This window comes from Yoonia maritima, from assembly GCF_043641945.1.
Classification (GTDB): Bacteria; Pseudomonadota; Alphaproteobacteria; order Rhodobacterales; family Rhodobacteraceae; genus Yoonia; species Yoonia maritima_B.
The window spans coordinates 61,428-81,714 of the sequence record NZ_JBHZRX010000008.1 but is presented as its reverse complement, the minus strand read 5'-3'; the positions used below and the strand labels follow the sequence as shown (position 1 = coordinate 81,714).

The following is a 20,287-nucleotide window of genomic DNA, read 5'->3' as shown; positions in this document are numbered from 1 at the left end:
TTTACCACTTGTAAGACATACGCGCCTGAACGGTGCGGCCGTCGCCATAGTAGCAACCAAACCCGCCACAGTTGGCGACATATGCGACGTCAGTCAGGTTGGTGACGTTCAGCGATACTGCGATGTCTTCGGTCACGTCATAGCTTGTCTGAAGATCAAGCAATGTGACGTCTTCCATTTCGTATGCGTTTGCTGTGTCGCCGAAACGTGTGCCGATGTAGCGAACACCGCCACCAACGCGCAGCCCTTCGAGAGCGCTGTCGTTGCCAAAGCCATAGTTGGCCCAAAGGCTTGCGTTATGCGCGGGTGCGTTTGGCATTTCGTTACCGACGTTGTCGCCCTTGGTCTGCTCAGTTTCGTTCCAAGTGTACTGTCCACGAAGGTTCCAGCCGTTGTCCAGATCGACAGAACCTTCCAGCTCTAGACCTTTGGACGTTACTTCGCCGATTTGACGTGTGCCCGAGACGCCGTTTTCCTCAACCGCTGCTGAGAGGTTGCTTTGTGTCAGGTCGTAAACCGCTGCTGAGAAGAAGCCATTAAAGGTTGTTGGTTCCCATTTGACTCCCAGTTCCCACTGCTCGCCTTCAGTTGGCTTCAGTGCGTTACCATCGATATCGCTGCCAACTGTCGGATCGAACGATGTTGCATAGCTTGCATAGGGTGCGACGCCATTGTCGAACACATACGATAGACCTGCCCGACCGGTGGTCGCTTTGTCGCTTTGGCTGGCGTCAGATTCACCACCAAAGTTGTTCCAAGATGTGCCAGTCTGCTCGGCACTGTCATGGCGCAACGCAAGGGAAGCACGCAAGTTACCGATAGAAATTTCATCTTGAGCATAAACACCGAGCTGTTCGAGAACCAGATCGTTAGTTGCCGTGTACCAAGCTGCACCTAGGTTTGCACCGCTGTAATCAGGGTCAGAGAAGCTGATGTCATCGGCAGATAAGAAATCAGTTTGGTTTTGAACATCATAGCGACGAACATCGACACCAAACAGCAGATCGTGTGTAGCAGCCCCAGTCCAGACGGTGCCACTTAGGCGGACGTCTAGGTTGTCTGTGACGCTGTCTTCGAATTGGTTGTTTCCGCCCCGTGTAACTGTGTCGCCATCTGCAACTGCGTTGTTCACATAGAAACCGGTGTAGTCCCAATCGAAGTTTTGGTGGCGGTAGCCAACGTCAATCGACCAATCTTCGTTCAAGTCGTGGCTGAGTTCGAACCCGAGGTTCAATGTTTCGCGGTCGCTGTTGTCGTCTGTTGGATCACCGGCATAGAAGCTACGCAGGTCTTTGTCGTTAACCTGGCCGATTAGGTCATAAGGAACGCCAGCCGGAGTGATTGGCGAGTCTTTCTGGTAGGAGCCGAGGAACTGCAATGTTGTGGCGTCTGAAATTTCCCAACGTGTTGCCACGCCCAAATAGCCACGCTGGTTTGTGAGTTCTTCGACATCTTCTTCGCTGTCGCGTGCCACTGCTGTGAAACGTGCTGCAAAGTTGTCGGTGTAGTTGTGGTTCCAATCCACAAAGCCTTCAGTCGCGGTTGGGTCACCGACGCCAACGCCAGCTTCGCCAAAGTCGACAAATTGCGCACGTTTTTGGACTTGGTTGATGACGCCGCCGGGGATGCCAGAGCCGTACATCACAGATGAAGGCCCTTTTAGGACTTCGACGCGCTCAAGCGAGTAGATCTCAAACGAAGGCGCACCAAAGTCGCGCATGATACGCAGGCCGTTCAGGTACTGCGCGTCAGACCCGTTGAAGCCGCGGATGGTGGGGCTGTCAAAGCGCGGGTCGGTGCCGAAAGGCTGTGCTGTCAGTCCGGCAGTGTAGCCGAGCGTATCGCCCAGTGTCGTTGCGCCTTGGTCTTCGATCTGTTCGCCGGTGATTACAGAAACAGATTGCTGTGTCTCGAGGATTGGCGTGCCTGTTTTGGTCGCGGTCTGTGCGTTTGTGGCAACGTAGCCGGGGACCGGGTCGGATGGATCGATCTCTCCTTCGAGTTGGATCGAGCCAAGATCGTAAAGATCCGCCGTTGATTGAGCTTGCGCTGATGATGAAAGCGCAAAAATGCTGGCGCTGGCCAGCAAGGTAAGCCGAGATGTAAGGGTCATGTGCGTGTCCGAGGTAATTTAATTTCCGACCGTTTAAGTCGGAAATTAACGATTGGCTTGAACCAAACTGTCGTGATTTGTCGGATTCGGGACAAAACGACGTTTTCTCCAGTCACCCGGCGTCTGACCGTGATGGGTTCGGAAAACACGTGTGAGGTGGGCCTGATCGGCGAATCCAGCCTCGGCTGCGACTTCGGCCAAGGGGAGTGACAAGTTAGCCATCAGGTCTTGGGCCGTGGCAAGGCGCAGAGATGTCAGCCATCTTTGCGGGGTCGTGCCAAGGCTTTGACGGAATGCACGCGTTAGCCAGCTTTCGGACAGGTTGGCGACATCGGCCAGTTCGGCGACCGTGATACGCCGATCCAGACTTTGCCGCGCGTAATTTTCCAGTTTGGTCAGTGTATGGGGTGAGAGGCCACCGCGCTCGGCCTCTGGCTGCGGCGCGGGCAGTTCGAGTACCTCGGTCATGAGCGCAGAAAACAAGCCGTCAATCATAAGATCGGGGCGCGATGGCGTCATCACTTCTTCGGCGATCATACTGGCGAGCGCGTTTATGCGGTCGGTGCTTTTCAAAAGCCGTGGCTGTGTGAGCGCGGACGGGGCGACCAATGTTTGCATGCGCTGTGCGAGTGGGCCAGCATCTAGATGCAGATCAAGATGGGCATAGGGGCCTTCGCGGTCCAGCTCGCTCCACAATGGGACGCCAGCGGGGACGTAAAAGACGCCAACATCATGGGTCCATGGTGCGGTTTCATCCGTGCGAATGCGCAGATCGTTGGCACCGTCCCCCAAAAACACGACCAATCGCGGATCGGGCGAGCGGTAGAAACCGCCGCCACCTGCATCGCCATGAACGTGCCAGACGTCTGCGATAACACCCGGCCAACGACGCCACGACAAGGGACGCACGGTGCGGATCGCATGCGTCTCGGCAGTCATACGGGGCATAAATGTCATTGCGGACTCGCTGGAACGGGGTTCACAACGGCCGCGGCGCAACGCGACGATACGTGTTATGAACAAATGATTAAGGGATGGCCTGGCGACAGCTGAGCAAGGATATTGTGCCGCATTGCAGCAAAAACGTCAACGGAGCGCCAACCTAGCCTTTAGTTACCCATCAGAGCCCGCGCCGAACCCATCATTTGCCCAGAGCAATGCTTGATCCCCACCCAATTTGCTGTTTCCCAAAGGTCGGAAAGTGTCAGCATAGGCATCAAGTTCAGCGTTTGGAGAAAGCGCCAAATATGCCTCGAGCCATGCCATTTGGAAGCTTTGCAGTTCCTCGGTTCCATCAAACAGCGTTTGCGTTTCGCCGGAATAGGCGGCGCTGGCTTCGCCCGTTTCAAGATCAGCGAGTGTGAAGGCGACGATCCGGTCTAATGCATTGTCGCAGACCCCTTTGATCGACAGCCCTTGCTGTTCAAGCAAAAGCGTCGTCACAACCAGCGGTGCAACTGCATGGAGTTGATAGTGCAGCGCGTATTTTCCGCGCCGCATTTCTTGGGGAAGGCTGCCATCTTCTAGCGCCTGACATTGTAGGAATGTGGCCGACCACGCGGACCAACGTAGCGCGACGGGATCATTGCGGATTTGCCCAACGAGGTTGATCCCAAGGGTGGACCATGCCCGAAGGTTGCCTGTCTTGGCGCCTGACGTTGCGTCCTCTTCCCAGAACGTCATTTGTTCATCTGTGCGACGGCCAAGCCAGTCTTCGATGGATTGGCGTGCCTTTGTGTCTGCCGCAAAGGGTGCGACCTGCCGATAAGCCAAGGCAAAGGCTGCTAGCCGCGACCCGATTGAGAAATTGGCGGTGATGGTTTCAAGGTCAGAAAAGGCGTCAGCGTCCGCCCATGTCGCCATTTGCGCGACGACGCAATCGGCTTGGGCGATTTGGTCGTCGTCACCACGGGTGACGTTGTTTGCCATTCGGGTTAGATCGCGCAAGAAATCGTCAATCGGCCCAAGCGCGGCGTTCACCGCGTCATTGCTTTCTTTGTCGATCTCAGAGCGTGATTTGCTGTCGTCGGTGTAGCGGCTGCCAAAACCCAGCGTGATCACCGGTTCTGGCGCGGGTGCGCAGGTTTCGTCTTGGGCGATTGCGGGGCTTGCTATGGACATCAGAACGCTGGCCCCCATCAGTGCAACATATCTACGCATTAGGTGTCCTCGCTAATATTGAGCAGCGCAGTGATTGTGGCTGCTTTTTCAGACCCGTTCGCGGCTGCGCGTTCGAGCCACGATACCGCGCTTTCGAGGTTGGCTTCTGTTCCGATCCCAAAGGCAAGAGCATAGCCAAATTCAGCCATTGCTGTCGTATCGCCACCTTCGGCTGCGCGTTCGAGCCATTCGGTTGAGGTGGCCAGTTCCGCATTGTTTGCGGCGTTTTCGCGTAGGTGCAGCGCGTAGGCCCGCATCGAGAACACATCACCAGAATTTGCAGCGGTCAGATAGACCTGCGGCATATCCAATCGAGACTCGATCTCGGCTTTGGCGTCGTCATTGGCACCGCGGTACACCCCAAGAAAGCGGGTCAGATGTGCGTGGGCGGGATCGTCCATTGCTTGGGTAATCATACCAGCGGCGCGTTCTGGATCGTAGGTTTCGGCGTCGGTGGTCACCAGCAGATCGAACATGCCCTTTGGGGCGTTGGTGTCACCCAGCGCGGCGGCGCGTTCAAACAGGTCCATCGCTTTTGGTGCGGCTTCCATGCCAAGGATGTCCAGCTCTGTCCGGGCAAGGTCGACCATGGTCCAAGGGTTTTCTTCGAGAAGATATTCAGCGATGCCCATCCAATGCAGCGCTTTTTCGGTATCGCCGATTTCAAGATACAGGCGGGACATGGCCATGACGTTTTTATAGTCACACGGAATGATACCAGCAGCGCGTGATAGATAGTTGATCCGGCTTTCGACATCCAAATGAGGGATCGCGAAGACCAGCGCGTCAAAGTCGCCGTTTGCTTCGATGACATCAGCGAATTGTTCGAATACCCGGCGACCGCTTTCTTCGTCCGTGTCCAGTGCTGTCAGCAGGCGCATTGCGGCACCTTGGCCTTCGTAAGCAGGGACTTCGAGCAGGGCGCGCACTTCGTCGGTGCTAAATGATGCGTCTGATTGGTAGTCGATCATCGCTTGGGCAAGGGCCAGCGCGGCAGGCGCACCTGATTGCTGGTATTCTTTGCGGAGCAGATCAAAGGCAACGACCCGTTCCGATGGGTTTTGGGCCAGTTCGAATTCCAGATCGGCAAGGGCTTCTAGAACGCTGGTGTATTGGTTCGAATAGTCGCGCCAGAATTCCAGCATCGCAGGCGTGGTTTCAGGGGCGTTTTCGATGTATTTGAGATAGCTCGCCATTGCTTTGGCACGACCGTAAAGCGCCTGAGACTGGATCAGCGCGATGGTGAGCGCGTCATCTTTGCGGTCAAGCGCGATCAGGTCACGTGCGCTGATTTCCGCGTTTGCCGTGCCTGTCGCCCGTTCCACATCCAACCAATATTGGGCCTCTTGAATGCGCGGGCTGTCTTGGGCTTGGCACATGAAAACACCGTGCAGCAGCTTAGCTGGCGTACCGCCGCCCAGTGCAGAAACGGAATAGGACAGCAAATCGACGGCGCGTTCAAAGTCTTGTGGGCTGCCACGTTGTGCGACCAAGGCAAGCGCAAGGTCGATTGATCCATCCATGTCACCCAGTTCGGCAGCGCGTTCTAGATAGGCCACGGCTTGTTCTTGGCCAGCCCAACGACCTTCGCGTTGATAGACGTCCTCTGCGAGGCGGGCAAAAACCCAGCCGGCGACGTCGTCCAATTCGGCAAGCTTATGAAGCGCAGCGATGCGTTCATTATAGGTGCCGGGGTAGCGGTCACCGTGTGCTTCCAAGAATAGCGCAAGGCGGGTTAGGCCGGGGCGCAGCCCTGATCTGGCCGCAGCGCGAAACAGTTGCAGGGATCTATCAAGGTCGCGTTCGACCAAGGCACCGGTTTCAAAAATACGCCCTAGTGCAATTTGCGCATAGGGCAGCTGCGCGTCTGATGCTTGGGTCAGATATTGGATAAGAACGTCGTTATCTTTTTCAAAGTTCTCGGCCAGCATGTGGTATTCGACGATCTTCCATGCTGAATTTGAATCGCCAAGGTCGGCAGCAAAACGGAACCAGTCATGCGCCAATTGCGGACTGTGTTTTACGATTTCACCGCTGTTATATTCGCGGGCGATCCGCGCAACGCGGTCGCAGATTGAGGGATCAAGTTCGCCCACCAACGACCCAAAGGCCATTGTTACGGCGAGTTCTGGGGCTACGTCCCAGCCTTCGATGCCTTTGCCAGACAGTTCAAGTCTGGTGAGCGCCAATAGCGCGTCAGCGTTGCCGGAATACCCGGCGTCAACAAGCAACGCATTGGCACGGTCAATATCGCGGTCAACGCCAACCCCGTCACGAAAGTAACCTGACAGCGCGTTTTTCAGGCGCGGGGACAGCAGGTCTTCGTCGGCGGCCAGCTGTGTCACCAATTGCTGGCTGCGCAGTTCTTCGAATTTGCCGGCCGCAATCATCGCGGAAATGCGCGCCATCAGTGCGTTGTTTCCGGCATAGCCATCGTCGGATTCCGCAAGGCGGGTGATCATCAGCTCGATCGTTTCATGCCAATATGACGCGTCAATCTGTTGCAGGCGATTGATATCGCGTTTGATCAAGGATGGCTCAATATTAGGGAGCGCATTGCCGTCCCAGTTTTCCCATGCTGCGATGGTATCAGCGTCGGGCGCACGCGGGACACAGATGCGAGTCGGTGTGATTTCGGGAGGAAGGAATTCGAGGTCGAGCACGTTTGTGCTCGCCTCTTGGGCAATGGTCGCGATCGGTGCGACTGACAGGGCAAGCACCGAAAGGATCGCTGACCAGTGTTGTTTTGGCGAATGAACGAAACCGAACATGTGGTTACTCCTGTTAGCTACCTCACTTGAGGTAGGAATTTTCCGTAGCGAATGCGGAGTATCCGTCGTCTGTTTGTAACAGAACGATAGAGACACCAGCGTTGCGGACCAGATCGACCTGCGAAACCGTGGCAAGCACTTCGTCACCAGTGCGCAGTTCGAAATCCAGCGTCAGCGGCGCTTTGATCGCGATGGACTGCCCTTGCATGGCTTCGATACCTTCAAGCGCGACTGCATTTGCCTGTGGAACAAATACGTCGATGCCCGGCGTGTCCGTCAGGTTGTAGACGGAAATATCGGCCTTTGAGGGGCTGTTGGTAATGTCATCTGTGATGACTTCTGTTTGCCCGTCATCTGTGAACAGCACAGTGTAATAGGCGCTTGGGCCGACTTCGACGACGCCAGTCCCGTTTGGTAAAACCACATCGATTTCACCGGGCATGACGTTCACATAGTCAGAGACACCTGAAGCGATGTCGCGGACGCTTTCCCCATTGATCGAAGCGACTGTTTGGCCGGGTGCGACGACCCGAACAAAACTAGAGTTAGGGTCTGCCACGTCCTGATATAGGCCATCGTCGGCCAAAGAGGGGCTAACCTGAGCAAGGAACACCGCGGCTGCGGCTATAAGCGGACGTTTCATATTTCTTCCTTTATTTGGGAGGTACAGGCAAAAACGCTGGGCTGAGTGGTAAAAGGGCCCGACGTCGATATATCGACCGAAGCTGCGCCATCGGCCCAAAGTCCCGACAACGGCATGTAAAAGCGGCCTGTCCGGCTTAGACGCTCGCCTCGTTCGATAATTTTGTTCCGCTTCAAGCCGTCATGCGACTGAAACTGGAAATTTGCTTTGGTGCCTGCAAGCTGGTGGATATCAAAGAATATCGTGTCTTCAGGGCCCAAATCGTAAGGGGTTAGATCAACAGTGATCACAGAGTTCGTATCATCGACCTGTGCGTCCAGCGGAACGGTACAGGTCTGTCCGGCAGCGGCGATCAATTCGCGCATCGGCTGATCGCCATATTGTGCAAGGTTGGTGTAGATCGGGTTTTCCCAGACCAAAAAACGCGGTCGCGTTTCCTGAAATTCGGTCGATGTCAGGTAAGACGTCATCGCGCCAAACTGGTTCCCGCCGGTTAGCGCGTAGTTCACGACCTCGAGCTGGGTGTATTCCGCCAGAAAACCCGGAAAGTTGTTGATCGGGCTGTCAGAGAACGACGTGCCTAGCAGGGCAACTTGGGTCGTGATTTCCTCGTCGCCAAACAAATCCAGCCCGCCTTCGCCTAGGTCAAGCGCCTCGGTCTGGGTGGTTTCATAGGTCATTGTTTCGGCTTCTGGCAGCGTATCCATGCAATGTTCTTGCAGTTCGCGGCGCATCCCCGAAAACGCGATCCCGACTACCAAAGGTGTCGTTTCAAACTGTGTTGGGTCCAGTTCTTCGTAGGTTGGGAAGCCTTGGATTGTATCGGCAATCGCCTGCGCCGTTTCGCGTGCGCCGGCTGCGGACCAGTGGAAATCGGCCTTAAAGAACGGCAGGTCCCCGTCTGTGGTTTCGCGCATCGCCTCGCGTGCATCGACGGTGGTGACGCCGGCCGCATTTAGTCGGTCAAGGATGTCTTGGTGAACGGCGACAGCGATATCCAGATCGAACCCATAAAGCGCGGCTTCTTCAGGCAGGTAGTCTGGCATCGTCACGCTTTTGGTTGGGATCGGTACGAAAATCAGCGTGGTGCCGTTTTCGGCAAGCGCACGCGACAACTCGGCCACCTGTTCGACGCTTTGGTCCGAAAACGGGTGGTTCATGCGCAGGTCAGTTTTGATCCGGAAAAAGACGCCGTCTTTGCCTTCGACTGTTGGCAGTTCACTATCGGTTGCCAGTCCGTAGCAATCAAAATTTGAATCGGCAGCAGCGGTGGTCGCCAAGGCGGAAAAGGCGATGGCCATGAACCGTTTGAAAGGGGATTTGCGCGGCATCATTGGATTACCTCCGACGGCAGTGTGGGTTGTTCGGCGAACGCCTGTTCAAGCATCGGACCAAGGTTGGATGCGACCAGCTGTGTTTCTAAGGATTCTGACGCCGATGCGGTTGCCAAATAGGTCTGTGCACGTTCCAGATCGTCGGCGGTGTGTGCCGGGTTTTGCAGAATGGTCAGGGCAAGGTGCAGTGAAATTGCCGCGGCCGTTTCGCCGTGCGCTTCCTTCAACAGGCTTTCGACTTCGGTATCGAGCCGCCCAAAGGGACGCTGTGAAAGCTGGTAGCGGATGACGGCATCGACAGCGCGGCTGTTGCCCGCGCGGGCATAGGCGAAAACGATCCCTTCAAGAACGTTACTGCGCGCGCGCGGCAAGTCCGCTGGATCCATATGATCAAGCGTTTCGATCAGCCTGTTAAACGCCACGAGCCGACCAGTCGCCGCCGCCATGCCATAGTAATGCGCGATGTCCGACGGTTGCGCGTTTTCTGCTGCGGCCAGCCATTCGGCGAATTTGAAAGCGGCAAACCCATCGCCTAGGTCGGCAATTTGGCGCATTTGCGATGTATAGATCGTTTGGCCCTGTGTCAGCGCCTTGCGTGCGTTGATCAGTTCTTGCGACGGCAGTTGTGCCGAGGATGTGATGCCAGGCATCATTTTAACGGTGATCCGGCTAGGTTCAATGGGTTCGCTGCTTTGCGCAAAAGCGGGTGCCGCCAGACAAAGGATCAGTGCGGTGGTGAGCTTAAACATTGTCGCCCTCGTTTGTTGGCAAAAGGCTATTCATCAGGGCGGGGTCGCTAAGATACCGCACTGGGAACTCCCAGATGACGACCGGCGGCGCATCAGCCGGATCAAGCGTTTCTAGATAGGTGTGCATTGGCGCGACTGGCCCTTTGCCTTCTTCGGCATAGTTCAGAACGTCGTGGTTTAGCGCCAATTTCAGGGCTTCGACGAAGCTCCAGTTTGGGTTGGCGGAATAGCTGGTGCCGACCAAAGTGATCGGGATGGGGCCGTCGTTGCCGAATAGATCAACCGTAGCTGACGCAGCAGTTGTTTCGGCTGTGTACGGTGTGACCATTTCCATCGTTAGCCCGACCGTTGGCGCGAGTTCATCAGAGGTGACAAACGACACCAGATCACCCGTAAAGTGGATAGGGTCGAGGTCAGTGCGGATGAAGGTATCGGTGCCGTGATCAACTATGCCAGATGCGGCGACAGTTTGGGCAACTGTCTGCGCGCCCGCCGACGTCCAGTGCGTGTCGGTTTGAAAGAATGCTGCGTTTTGTGCGGCTAGGGCGGGGCGTGTGTCGACCGTGGCAATGTTGCGCGCGGCCAGTTCGGCCAGAAACAGGTCATATGTGCCTGCAATTGATCGCGCTTGTTCTGCGTCGCCGCCATGGATTTGCGCGATCTCAAGCTTGGCCGGAAGCGGCACGACAACCAATTCGGTTCCCATCGCGGCCAGCTGGTCTTGGACGGTTACCATCCAATCCAACGTATCGTTCAGGCCAATCTGATCGGGGTCTTGCGTGCGGAATTCCTCGGAACTGAACAGCCAACCTTTTTCGCCAGCGATCACGCCTTTGCGGCCTTCGTTCAGAAGGACATAGCGGGCGGCACCGACCCAGCCCACAGCGACATCGCGGTGGGGCAGGTTTGCGCGGTAGAGCGTGTCGACCTCTTGGGTGAACCCACCTTTGACAAAGCCGCCAAGGTGCAGAGCTTCGACGTCGGCCTGAAACAGGGCGATATTCGCGAATGCGGCGTAGCCAAAGAATGCTACGGGGGCCGCTAGTTTTGTCGCAGTTTGAAAATACATCACGGTCCTCTGGTCAGAATTGGAAGTACAAGAAGGGTGAAAAGCTTTGCTCGGCCAGCTTGAGGATCGTCACCGTGCCGATCAACAAAATGGCCAGCGTGTTCAGCACCTGCACGGTTGGGTTGGCGACCGCAGTCCCATCGGGGTGGATCTGCGTCATGCCTGTGCCGTTGGCTTCTATTGCTGCCGAAATCCGGGGTTCGGCAAAGACGACGATTATAGCGAGCGCAGTCAGGACAAGGCTTTCGCGGGTTACAGACAGCCAGACGGTTGGATCACCGATGATGCCGTTCAATCCGATCATGCCACCGTAAATTTCGAACGCTTCGCCAACATAGGCCGCGCGAAACATGACCCAACCGATCAACACAAAGAGTAGCGTCAGGGGCAGGGCGAACCAGTGGCTTTTGGCATTCCGATCCCAGCCGACAAAGCGTTCGGTTGCCAGCAGACCGCCGTGCCAGAAGCCCCACAGAACAAAGGTCCAGTTCGCGCCGTGCCATAGGCCACCTAAAACCATGACCATCATTAGGTTTACATAGGTGCGGGTCGGCCCTTTGCGGTTACCGCCAAGCGAGATGTAAAGATAATCGCGCAGCCAGTTCGACAAAGAGATATGCCAGCGCCGCCAGAATTCAGTGATTGATTTACTGATGTATGGAAACCGAAAGTTTTCGAGGAAATTGAACCCCATCATCTTGCCCAGCCCAATCGCCATATCGCTGTAGCCAGAAAAGTCGAAGTAAAGCTGCAGCATGTAGGCAGCCGCCCCTGCCCAAGCGAGCGCCATACCGGGGTTGTCAGTCGCAAAGGCCAGATCAGCGAGCGGCGCGACCGCGTCGGCAAGGATGACCTTTTTACCAAGCCCGATGATGAACCGCGCAAAGCCATCGCTGAACATCTCAACCGAATGAGTGCGTTCGCGGAACTGATCCTCTAGGTCTTTGTAGCGCAGGATTGGGCCAGCGATTAGCTGTGGGAAGAGCGCGATAAAGGCCGCAAAGTCGATGAATGGCGCGTCGGCTGTGGCGTCGCCACGATGCACGTCAATCAGATAGCTAAGGGCCTGAAACACATAGAACGAAATCCCGATTGGCAGGATCAAGCGCCAGTGAATGCCCAGACCAGCGGCATCCGTACCAACAAGCGCGGCAAAGCTGTCGACAAAGAAATTCAGGTATTTGAAAATCCCCAGAACACCCAAACAGCCCACAACCCCGATAATCAGATAGGTCCTGCCCAGTGACGTGCCGCGGTGTTTGGCGACCTTTTGACCGATCACATAGGCAAAGGCAGTCGTCAGGAATAAGAGCCCCAGAAAATCGACACGCCACCACGCGTAAAATACATATGAACCTGCAAGGATCGCATAGGATTTCAACCGCTCAGGCGTGGCGTAATAGACCAACAAAAACACTGGCAAGAACAGGAACAGGAATGATTCTGACGAGAATACCATTGCTCAGCTATCCAATTTATATGTGCAGGTGACGGGCGCAGTGGCAAAGGACCGGATCCCGCCCGCTGTTAGGTCGATGTCTTGTTCGCCGCGCAGGTCGGCAACGATTTTGTGGCTTTGCGAGGCAAGGTCACCGTCCAGAAAGCGCGGGAACTGGTTCAGGAAGTTGTTGCCCTGAAGGGTCAGCCGGTGCGCAGAGGCCGACGAAAGCCCGATCCGGTTACCGACAAAGATGTTGTCGCTGATCGTTGTGTGGCTGCCGATTGGCTGGTCGCCGACAAACAGACCAGAGCTTTGGTTGCCCAGCAGATGGTTCGCGACCACCGCAGAGCTTTGGCTGGTGCGCAGTTCGATACCTTTGCGGCGGTTATCAATGGCGATGTTATTTGCCAGATAAACACAGTCAGAACCGGTGATCGAAATGCCACCGCCTGTGCTTTTCCAGACGATATTGTCTGAAATGATTGTGTTGCTGCTGCCGTGGTTGACGGTGATGCCGTTGCTGGCGCTGCTAAGAACGACGTTGCGGGTTAGTGTTGTCCCCGTGGAACCGTCGGTGATCCGTAATGCGCTGCCATTTGCGCTATCGGCAAAAATATTGGCGATCACGCGCGCGTTTTTTGTGTGCCGTAGTTCAACGGTGCCGGCGTCTTCGCCTGCGAATATATTGCCTTTGATGATGGCGGCATCGGTGCCGTCAAAGGTGACTTTTCCGATGTCGCGTAGCACGTTTTGGGCCATGAAAGAGTCGCCAATCGGCGCGTAAAGTCCGCGGTTAATCACAGACACACCGGAAAAGGCGGCGGTGTCGCCAAAGCCCAAACCTTCGAACAGGCTGTTTGATATCTGCACCATCCCTGTGCCAGCGGTGGTCACAAAGGGTACAAAGTCAGACGCACCAGTGTTTGGCGCGGCGGTCGCTGAGATTTCAGCGCCGTCGATGATCATTGACCCAAGGTTGGCAATAAACGCGCCGTCGGCGCGACTGAGGTGCAGGATGTCGTCGGGTTGAATGCGAAGCCGCGCGTTTTGCAGCACGACAATCGGCACCCGCAAAGTGTCGCCCGTCATCAGCGTTTCAGGGCTGGATTGCGTCGCAACCCATTCGCGCAATTGTGCGAAATCAACAGTGCCGTTTTGCACGCCGATCACGCGAGGCTGCTCTGCTGGTTGGGCGCGGACGACAGTGATTTGGTCGTTACTGCCAACTGCAAATGATAGCTGAACCAGCGCAAGTCGAAGGTCCATTAGTTCAAATTCGCCGTCCGGCATAGGCGGCAATTCTTGGGCTACTTGTGACCCGGGCGCGGTCTGGGCCGTGTTAAGCGCGTGGGTGGCATCGGACAGCTCTGATGGCTGCCGAATATGCGGCACTTGTTCTTTCAGGTCAGCATAAATGTCCGCAACCTGTTCGCGCAGCGCGGTATAGCCCTGCATTGTCTGGGCGTGGGACATAGATGCCCCAGCGCCGCAGAACAGTGCAGTCAGGCCAGCGGCCAAAGCGATATGTGCGCGCCGCTTAGGCATTCAACGCAGTATCCATTGGCATTGAGTTTGAGATCGAAGAATTCAACGTCACCATGATGACGTCGATTTTGTCTGACGACGTGTTGGTCAGTTTTGTCCGATCCAAAACATCAAGCATGGCGCGTTCACCTTTGCCCAATGTCCGGTTGCTAAGCCCGTCAAAGACCGACAGCCCACCGCGACCTGCGATGATCTGACGACCGGGCAGGGGATCAACGGTGATGGATGAACCGGGGTTGATGCTTAGCATGGTCATGTCGTGGTCTTTTGACGTCATGACATGGTGGCTTTGGCCCCACTGGTGTTCGCGTGCCAAGTGACGCACGGATTCACGGCGGGATTCTGATTTCAGCGTCTCGACGACTTTCTTAACGTCTTGGCACTGACCACGTGCTGTCACGAGAACAGCATCGGGCGTATCCACGACGATCACGTCAGACACACCAACCACTGCAACCAGCCGTTTGTCGCCACGCACCAATGTGTTCTTAGAATTCACCGATATCACATCGCCGGTCAGCACGTTGCCGTCGGTATCCGAGTGGCCGATCGCATGCATTGATGTCCAGCAGCCGACGTCGCTCCATTCGACATCAAGCGGCGCGAATGCAACCGATTTGGCGCGTTCAAAGATGACGCGTTCGGTTGGTTCATTTGTCGCTTTACGGAAGCTATCTGCGTGTAGCTTAAGACAGTTACCAGCCCATTCGCCTTGGGCGACGGCTTCGGTGACGGCGTCTAGCGACGGTTTATCAAGGCGGGTGAATTCTTGGATGATTGTCTTGGTGGAATACAATGAAATGCCAGATGCCCAATAAGCGCAGCCCGTGCCGACTAGGCTTGATGCTTTGCTAAGGGGGGGTTTTTCAACGAATTCCGCAACGCTGTGCAAACCTTTGTAGTTTGAGAATGCACCGCCATCAGTGATATAGCCGTAGCCCGTTTCAGGGTAGGTCGGCGTGATCCCGAATGTGACGATCCGACCATCGGCGGCGGCTTGGCGCATGGCAAGGATTGGCGTGTTCAGGTTCCCTTCGATGATGTGATCGGCTGGAAGGATCAGCATCAATGCTTTGGGGTCTTCATTGGCCACGACCATTGCGGCAGCGAGAACAGCAGGGCCAGTATTGCGGGCCATTGGTTCGCAGATAATTGTCGCGTCGCACTGCAATTCTGTCAGCTGTTGCTGAACGGTCCGGTAATGCTGCATCGCTGTGACGACGACAGGTTTACCAAACCCCTTAGAGCGGTGACGCTGTACTGTGGCTTGGAAGAACGTAAGCGATCCTGCGCCCGCAACAGGTTGAAATTGCTTTGGGCTTTGGGTGCGGGACATGGGCCACAGGCGTGAACCAGTACCACCACACAGGATAATCGGTCTAATGTCTTGCATCGGTCTAAAATTCCTAGTTTGAGCCCGTTCGTGTTGGGCTGTTAGGGAAATTAATTCGGCTCGTTGTGAACCGGTGATGATGCCCTTTCCTTATTTCAAAGGGCGTTCGTGGAATTGTTCGTAACGCTGTCTGGCAGCAGCTGGCGCCGGAACCGGAGCCGCGCAGTTTCGCCGATTTCTATTTGTTCGGCTGCTTCTGGACTGATGATGATTTGCGCGGCTATGTTATCGTTCGCGCGCGAACCGTCGGTCGTTTCAGCAAGCTTGACAGTTACAGGGACAACCCGCCCATCGCTGAGTTCAAGTTCCGCAGAGTCACCGGCAAGCAAGCGGGCAGCACCTTCGAAACTGATCTGGGTGTTGGCTTCGATTTCGGCATCTGGGCCGATAAGTTTCACCAATGGCGCGCCCGCTAGGATGGTCGCACCTTCATAAAAGTCGGGGGATGGCAGCATGGTGCAGTCGCACGGCATCCGCACGCTAAGTAGATCGCCAGAGTTAGCACCGATTGAGTAAACAACGTCACCGACACCGGCTGCTTCGTTGATGTAGGTGATTTGCCCGGCAGAAGTCGCGCGCAGCGTTTCACCACTTTGGCTAATCACAACGGGGCGTGGTTCATAGCTAAAGACCACGCGTTCACGCACGATATTTGCAGCCATCGCAACAAGCCCAAGGCTGAGGACGATGATGCCAGCCTGCCGCACGGTACGGCCAATGCGCTGCGTTAGGCGCGGCTTTTCAACGGGCTTTTTCGGTTTAACCTGCGTTGGCCCAGTGTAACCCAAAAAGCGGCCCACGGTGACTAGATCGCCTGCCAAGTGGCTGTTCATGATGTAACGCAGCGGCGCAAGATGGCTGCCGGACGGGTCACAGAACTGCAGGCTGTATTCAGGGCTATCGGGTGCGCCGATTTTCAGAACGTTGGCTTCCAAGAACAGGTTTACGGAAAACCCTTCGAAATCGAACTGAAGCGCGACTGGGCATTTTTGCATGTTGCCGTTTGGCGGCATTAGCCCAGAAACAAGCGCCTGTGTGATCGAGATTGAATTCCCTTCAAGCCGGCGGTCACCAACCCGTGCAGTGAATGGGATCGGCAGTTGCGGATGTTCGTTTTCATAGATGAAGCCGCCAGAAACAGAAGTGTCGGGGCTCGTTGGCTGTGTTGGTTGTGTTTCGCTCATCGTGATTTCCAATACTTCAATGTGAGTTAGACGACGCCGGTCAGGTACAGGGCGGCGATCGTCAGCCATCCAAGAGTTAAGACGTGCAGGTAAGCAGAGCTGGCGGCGCGCAGACGTTCACCAACAGGGCGGCGGATTCCAGAGGATCCAGCGCTGGCCTGTCGTGTCCATTTTTGGCGATCAAGCCGGAACAGAACGTAGCTTTTTACCGCTGCTCCAAATAGCTGGCCGAAATACAGTAAGCCCGTGTAAACGATGGGGAAACTGCGGCCTCGGAACAAACAAATTGCCGTACAGAACACATAACGTGTCAACATGACCCAGGCGATGTAGATCGGGATTACCATTGGGTCGAAAAAGATTGCTGCGGCGACCATGCAGATTGGGCCAGCGAGCGTGGTCCACATGGAAAGGCGCTGATCAAGGATCGACCACCAAGTGAAGTATCCGATCTGCGACGGCGACAATTCCAACGCGCGGCCATTGGTGCGCAGCATGTTGCCAAACCAGCGGACCATGAGCGCGGTGGCGCTGCCGACAAAGGTCGGCTTTGGCTGTGTTTCCATCGAAGAACTGGCGACATCGGGCAGATAAGCCATCTGATAGCCGTTCTTCATCAGCCAGAACCAAGTTGATTTATCATCGCCGGTCAGGAAGTTGACGCGGCCCAAACGCCAGTGGTCGATAAAGTCGTGCTGGACCGAATTGATGAAATCAGGGTCAGTCGCCAGATCACCGCGGAACACGGACATGCGGCCGGTCAGAGTCAGCACGCGGTTACCAAGACCCATCGAACACATCATGACTTGGCGTTGGTCAAAGCGTAGTTCGAACCAATCACGGAATAGGCCGGGTTGGGGGATCTCAACTTCTTCGTCGGTGGTCAGCGCGCCGATTTTCGGGTTCGTAAAGACAGGCGCGGATTGTGCGACGATGTCTTCGGGCACGCAGCTGTCGCCATCGACGAACAAAACGATGTCGTTTGCTGTCGGGCATTCACGTGCGATCAGGTTTAACGATTTGGCAAGCGCGTCACGTTTGCCGGTGCCGGGAATGCGGTCGATGATCAGCTTTACCGACGACATATCGACAGGCATTGTGGCGTAAATATTCTGGATCAGCCGTTCGTCCGCACCATCAACGACGGATGACACGATTGTCGCGCCGTTCTCAGACTTGGACGCGGCTAAAAAGATGCTGCGATAGACTGGGATCGTGACGCTGCTTTCGATCATATATGATGTCGTTAGAAAGTAAGCATGCGCACGCACAGTGCGTTTGGCGTAACGCGCGTGGGCGCGGGCCTTGCGGCGGGGATAGCTGTAGAACCGGAAAATCGCCGCCCGGGTAAAGTTAATAGACGCCCACGAATACCGCCAAGCGCCAAGCACCCCCAGCACAACAACGGCTTCTTTCACGTCCCCAAGCAGCCCTGCCGGGACGAGCGCGGCTAGCATGACAATGACGGAAAGATACGCGATGTGGCTGAGGGCTTGTAGCATGACGGATTACCAACAAATCCCATCATAGCCACCACCGGTCACCCGGTTACGGCTGATGCGTGTCAGGTCAACCATTGGTTTGTTGCTGATTGCCGCATCAAGTTCAGAAAGCGTATCTTTATAGATATTGCCGACCACGATCATGTCTGATCCGTCGATCATCGCTGTTAGGTTCGGGTTCAGGCGTTCCTTAAGATCAGGAACGACATCGTTGCCGCGACCCGCAGTCGAGTTATCGTTTGCATAGGCTTCGTGCACGAAGGGGTCATAGATTTCGACAGCAACGCCGGACTTGATCAAACGCGACGCAAGTTCAGCCAATGGGCTTTCGCGCATATCGTCTGTGCCCGGTTTAAAGCTGATCCCGACAAAGCCGACCTTTGACGCCTTAGAAGACGCGACCATCTTTTCCGCTTTGACGATCTGTGCTTCGTTCGCATCAAGAACGGCATTCAACAGCGGGGCAGGGGTGTTGTTTTCGGCTGCCAGATGGCGCAACGCGCGGACATCTTTTGGCAGGCAAGACCCGCCAAAGGCAAAACCAGGCCGCATAAAGTAGGGCGACATGTTTACCTTAAGATCGGAACACAGGATTTCCATCACGTCTTGACCATCAAGGCCGCATGATTTCGCGATGTTCCCGATTTCATTTGCAAAGGTCACTTTGACCGCGCGCCATGTGTTAGATGTGTATTTCACCATCTCGGCGGTACGCAGATCCACGGTGTGGATTTTGCAGTTCAGGTTCTCGTTGAGCTCGGTCAGGATTGCACGTGTGCCGTCATCCAGTGCACCGAATACGATTAGACCAGGATCATAGTAGTCTTCGATCGCGGTGCTTTCGCGCAGGAATTCTGGATAGTAGCCAACGCCGAAACCAGTGCCTGCTTTCTTGCCGGACGCGGATTCGAGCGTCGGGATGCATGTGTTTTCACAGCTGCCCGGTACGATGGTCGACCGGATAATAACCGAGTGGAACGCATCTTTTTTCGCGAGCGCCTCGCCAATGTTCTGGCAGACTACATCAACGTATTTCAGACCAACCGACCCGTCTGGGGCGCTTGGTGTGCCGACACATACGAATGACGCGTCAGTGTTGTTGACCGCATATTCAACATCGTCAGTGGCGGTCAGGCGGCCAGCGGCGACAACGTCTTTAATAAGGTCGTCTAGACCGTTTTCTACAATAGGGGACAAACCCGCGTTGATCGCGTCAATCTTGCCGGGGTCAACATCGACCGCGATTACGTCGTGACCGTCCTTAGCCAGACAACCAGCCGCGACAACACCGACATAGCCGATTCCAAAAATACTAATGCGTGCCATTCTTTCCTCGCAGTAATTTGCTTCGCCTCGAAATTGCCGCATTGCAGAAGATTCACCAGTCGGGAAAAATCCCTACACTGTAAGGATTCATTCACCTTTTGGCGTAACTCCGCTTAATGGGTTGATTTAATAGGCAGAAAAATGACGCAGCCAAAACGACAATGCAGGCGCCGCTTATGCTGCACCTGCATTGTAGTGAATGTTTGAATGTGTCGTTTTGAAGGCGGGGCTAATTCATCCAGCCCTGTTCAAGGACGTACCCGACCAATTGCGCACGGTCATTTAAATCCAGTTTTTGGCTGGCGCGTGCTTTGTAGGTATCGACGGTTTTATTGCTGATCTTTAGATCATGGGCGATCTGTTTGGCGCTTAGGCCGCGGGCGAATCCAACCAGTACTTCTTTTTCGCGTTCGCTTAGGCCGTCAGCATCAGAGGTGTCTGCCAGCATTGGCCGCAGGTGCGATCCAAAGACTTTGTCAAAGTATAACCCGCCATCAAGAATCACGGCGAGGGCGATGGCCAGTTGGCGCAGGCTTGCGTCTTTTGAAATGCATCCGCAAAAGCCAGCGTCCAGTGTGGCGCGGACCATCGCGTTAGTCGTTTTAAAGCTGTAACCCAACACCCGTGTCGTCGGGTTTGCACGCCGGATGTCCCGACCAATTTCTAAGATATCGTTTTGTTTAGATAGCGTCAGATCCGCCGGATCAAGAATAAGCGCTTCTGGTTTGCGCGCCGCGACTTCGTCAACAATTTTGACGCCATGCGGTACGAAACTGCATTCAAGAACTTCAGTAAGATTCAATTCGTTCGCAAGCACCTCGGCGAGTACTGGATTCCTTTCGGAGATCAGCACACGGCGCTTTGCCTGTCCCTCGCCTACGAGCGAGGACATGTTCTGGTCGTCGTATTTCGTCACAACTGGCGTTCCTTATAACTTCGGCATGCTCCTCCCACAAAACGCTGCCATTCCGGCAAACGAGAGCACACGCGATGCCACTAAAAATGCCGAAAACCGGCTAGTGGCTCACCTTTTAAAAATTTCGACCGCTGGTCCGGA

Annotated in this window: 15 protein-coding genes; all 15 read right to left on the bottom strand. The window is 55.4% G+C overall.

Annotated elements, in window-relative coordinates:
- Position 1: 1 nt before the first annotated feature.
- On the bottom strand, positions 2–2,113 hold the full coding sequence (locus ACHUEV_RS15935) for a TonB-dependent siderophore receptor (protein WP_394181602.1): 2,112 nt from the start codon (positions 2,111–2,113) through the stop codon (positions 2–4).
- Positions 2,114–2,158: 45 nt separating this feature from the next.
- Positions 2,159–3,070 carry a helix-turn-helix domain-containing protein gene (locus ACHUEV_RS15930; RefSeq protein ID WP_394181600.1) on the bottom strand — a complete coding sequence of 304 codons (912 nt, stop codon included), beginning with the start codon at positions 3,068–3,070 and terminating at the stop codon, positions 2,159–2,161.
- 156 nt (positions 3,071–3,226) lie between these two features.
- Complete coding sequence (locus tag ACHUEV_RS15925) at positions 3,227–4,273, bottom strand: alginate lyase family protein (RefSeq protein WP_394181598.1); 1,047 nt, start codon at positions 4,271–4,273, stop codon at positions 3,227–3,229.
- Entirely contained in the window at positions 4,273–7,044 is a 2,772-nt protein-coding gene (locus ACHUEV_RS15920) for a hypothetical protein (protein ID WP_394181596.1), read from the bottom strand. The genes ACHUEV_RS15925 and ACHUEV_RS15920 overlap by 1 nt, the downstream gene beginning before the upstream one ends.
- Positions 7,045–7,066: 22 nt before the next feature.
- Positions 7,067–7,687 (bottom strand): alginate O-acetyltransferase AlgF, encoded by a 621-nt coding sequence (locus ACHUEV_RS15915; protein ID WP_394181594.1) that lies wholly within the window; start codon positions 7,685–7,687, stop codon positions 7,067–7,069.
- Positions 7,684–9,021, bottom strand: coding sequence for an alginate O-acetyltransferase AlgX-related protein (locus tag ACHUEV_RS15910; protein ID WP_394181592.1), 1,338 nt, complete (start codon positions 9,019–9,021; stop codon positions 7,684–7,686). Before ACHUEV_RS15910 ends, ACHUEV_RS15915 begins: the two co-directional genes overlap by 4 nt.
- Positions 9,018–9,770 (bottom strand): hypothetical protein, encoded by a 753-nt coding sequence (locus ACHUEV_RS15905; RefSeq protein ID WP_394181590.1) that lies wholly within the window; start codon positions 9,768–9,770, stop codon positions 9,018–9,020. The genes ACHUEV_RS15910 and ACHUEV_RS15905 overlap by 4 nt, the downstream gene beginning before the upstream one ends.
- Entirely contained in the window at positions 9,763–10,839 is a 1,077-nt protein-coding gene (locus ACHUEV_RS15900; RefSeq protein WP_394181588.1) for an alginate O-acetyltransferase AlgX-related protein, read from the bottom strand. Before ACHUEV_RS15900 ends, ACHUEV_RS15905 begins: the two co-directional genes overlap by 8 nt.
- Before the next feature lie 13 nt (positions 10,840–10,852).
- The gene (locus ACHUEV_RS15895) at positions 10,853–12,298 is read right to left on the bottom strand and encodes an MBOAT family O-acyltransferase (RefSeq protein WP_394181586.1); all 1,446 of its coding nucleotides are present in this window, start codon (positions 12,296–12,298) and stop codon (positions 10,853–10,855) included.
- Between the two features lie 3 nt (positions 12,299–12,301).
- Positions 12,302–13,825: a right-handed parallel beta-helix repeat-containing protein gene (locus ACHUEV_RS15890; protein ID WP_394181584.1), complete on the bottom strand. Its 1,524-nt coding sequence runs from the start codon at positions 13,823–13,825 to the stop codon at positions 12,302–12,304.
- On the bottom strand, positions 13,818–15,218 hold the full coding sequence (locus ACHUEV_RS15885; RefSeq protein ID WP_394181582.1) for a mannose-1-phosphate guanylyltransferase: 1,401 nt from the start codon (positions 15,216–15,218) through the stop codon (positions 13,818–13,820). The genes ACHUEV_RS15890 and ACHUEV_RS15885 overlap by 8 nt, the downstream gene beginning before the upstream one ends.
- Before the next feature lie 95 nt (positions 15,219–15,313).
- Positions 15,314–16,402 (bottom strand): hypothetical protein, encoded by a 1,089-nt coding sequence (locus ACHUEV_RS15880; protein ID WP_394181580.1) that lies wholly within the window; start codon positions 16,400–16,402, stop codon positions 15,314–15,316.
- Positions 16,403–16,428: 26 nt separating this feature from the next.
- Entirely contained in the window at positions 16,429–17,904 is a 1,476-nt protein-coding gene (locus ACHUEV_RS15875) for a glycosyltransferase (protein ID WP_394181578.1), read from the bottom strand.
- Between the two features lie 6 nt (positions 17,905–17,910).
- A complete protein-coding gene (locus ACHUEV_RS15870) occupies positions 17,911–19,230 on the bottom strand; it encodes a nucleotide sugar dehydrogenase (RefSeq protein ID WP_394181576.1) in 1,320 nt (439 codons plus the stop codon).
- Between the two features lie 229 nt (positions 19,231–19,459).
- A complete protein-coding gene (locus ACHUEV_RS15865; RefSeq protein ID WP_394181574.1) occupies positions 19,460–20,146 on the bottom strand; it encodes a helix-turn-helix transcriptional regulator in 687 nt (228 codons plus the stop codon).
- Between the last annotated feature and the right edge of the window lie 141 nt (positions 20,147–20,287).

What these genes read in the sequence shown, in the direction of transcription:
- ACHUEV_RS15935 (WP_394181602.1), bottom strand. Translation starts at nt 2,113, where the DNA reads ATGACCCTTACATCTCGGCTTACCTTGCTGGCCAGCGCCAGCATTTTT.
- ACHUEV_RS15930 (WP_394181600.1), bottom strand. Translation starts at nt 3,070, where the DNA reads ATGACATTTATGCCCCGTATGACTGCCGAGACGCATGCGATCCGCACC.
- ACHUEV_RS15925 (WP_394181598.1), bottom strand. Translation starts at nt 4,273, where the DNA reads ATGCGTAGATATGTTGCACTGATGGGGGCCAGCGTTCTGATGTCCATA.
- ACHUEV_RS15920 (WP_394181596.1), bottom strand. Translation starts at nt 7,044, where the DNA reads ATGTTCGGTTTCGTTCATTCGCCAAAACAACACTGGTCAGCGATCCTT.
- ACHUEV_RS15915 (WP_394181594.1), bottom strand. Translation starts at nt 7,687, where the DNA reads ATGAAACGTCCGCTTATAGCCGCAGCCGCGGTGTTCCTTGCTCAGGTT.
- ACHUEV_RS15910 (WP_394181592.1), bottom strand. Translation starts at nt 9,021, where the DNA reads ATGATGCCGCGCAAATCCCCTTTCAAACGGTTCATGGCCATCGCCTTT.
- ACHUEV_RS15905 (WP_394181590.1), bottom strand. Translation starts at nt 9,770, where the DNA reads ATGTTTAAGCTCACCACCGCACTGATCCTTTGTCTGGCGGCACCCGCT.
- ACHUEV_RS15900 (WP_394181588.1), bottom strand. Translation starts at nt 10,839, where the DNA reads ATGTATTTTCAAACTGCGACAAAACTAGCGGCCCCCGTAGCATTCTTT.
- ACHUEV_RS15895 (WP_394181586.1), bottom strand. Translation starts at nt 12,298, where the DNA reads ATGGTATTCTCGTCAGAATCATTCCTGTTCCTGTTCTTGCCAGTGTTT.
- ACHUEV_RS15890 (WP_394181584.1), bottom strand. Translation starts at nt 13,825, where the DNA reads ATGCCTAAGCGGCGCGCACATATCGCTTTGGCCGCTGGCCTGACTGCA.
- ACHUEV_RS15885 (WP_394181582.1), bottom strand. Translation starts at nt 15,218, where the DNA reads ATGCAAGACATTAGACCGATTATCCTGTGTGGTGGTACTGGTTCACGC.
- ACHUEV_RS15880 (WP_394181580.1), bottom strand. Translation starts at nt 16,402, where the DNA reads ATGAGCGAAACACAACCAACACAGCCAACGAGCCCCGACACTTCTGTT.
- ACHUEV_RS15875 (WP_394181578.1), bottom strand. Translation starts at nt 17,904, where the DNA reads ATGCTACAAGCCCTCAGCCACATCGCGTATCTTTCCGTCATTGTCATG.
- ACHUEV_RS15870 (WP_394181576.1), bottom strand. Translation starts at nt 19,230, where the DNA reads ATGGCACGCATTAGTATTTTTGGAATCGGCTATGTCGGTGTTGTCGCG.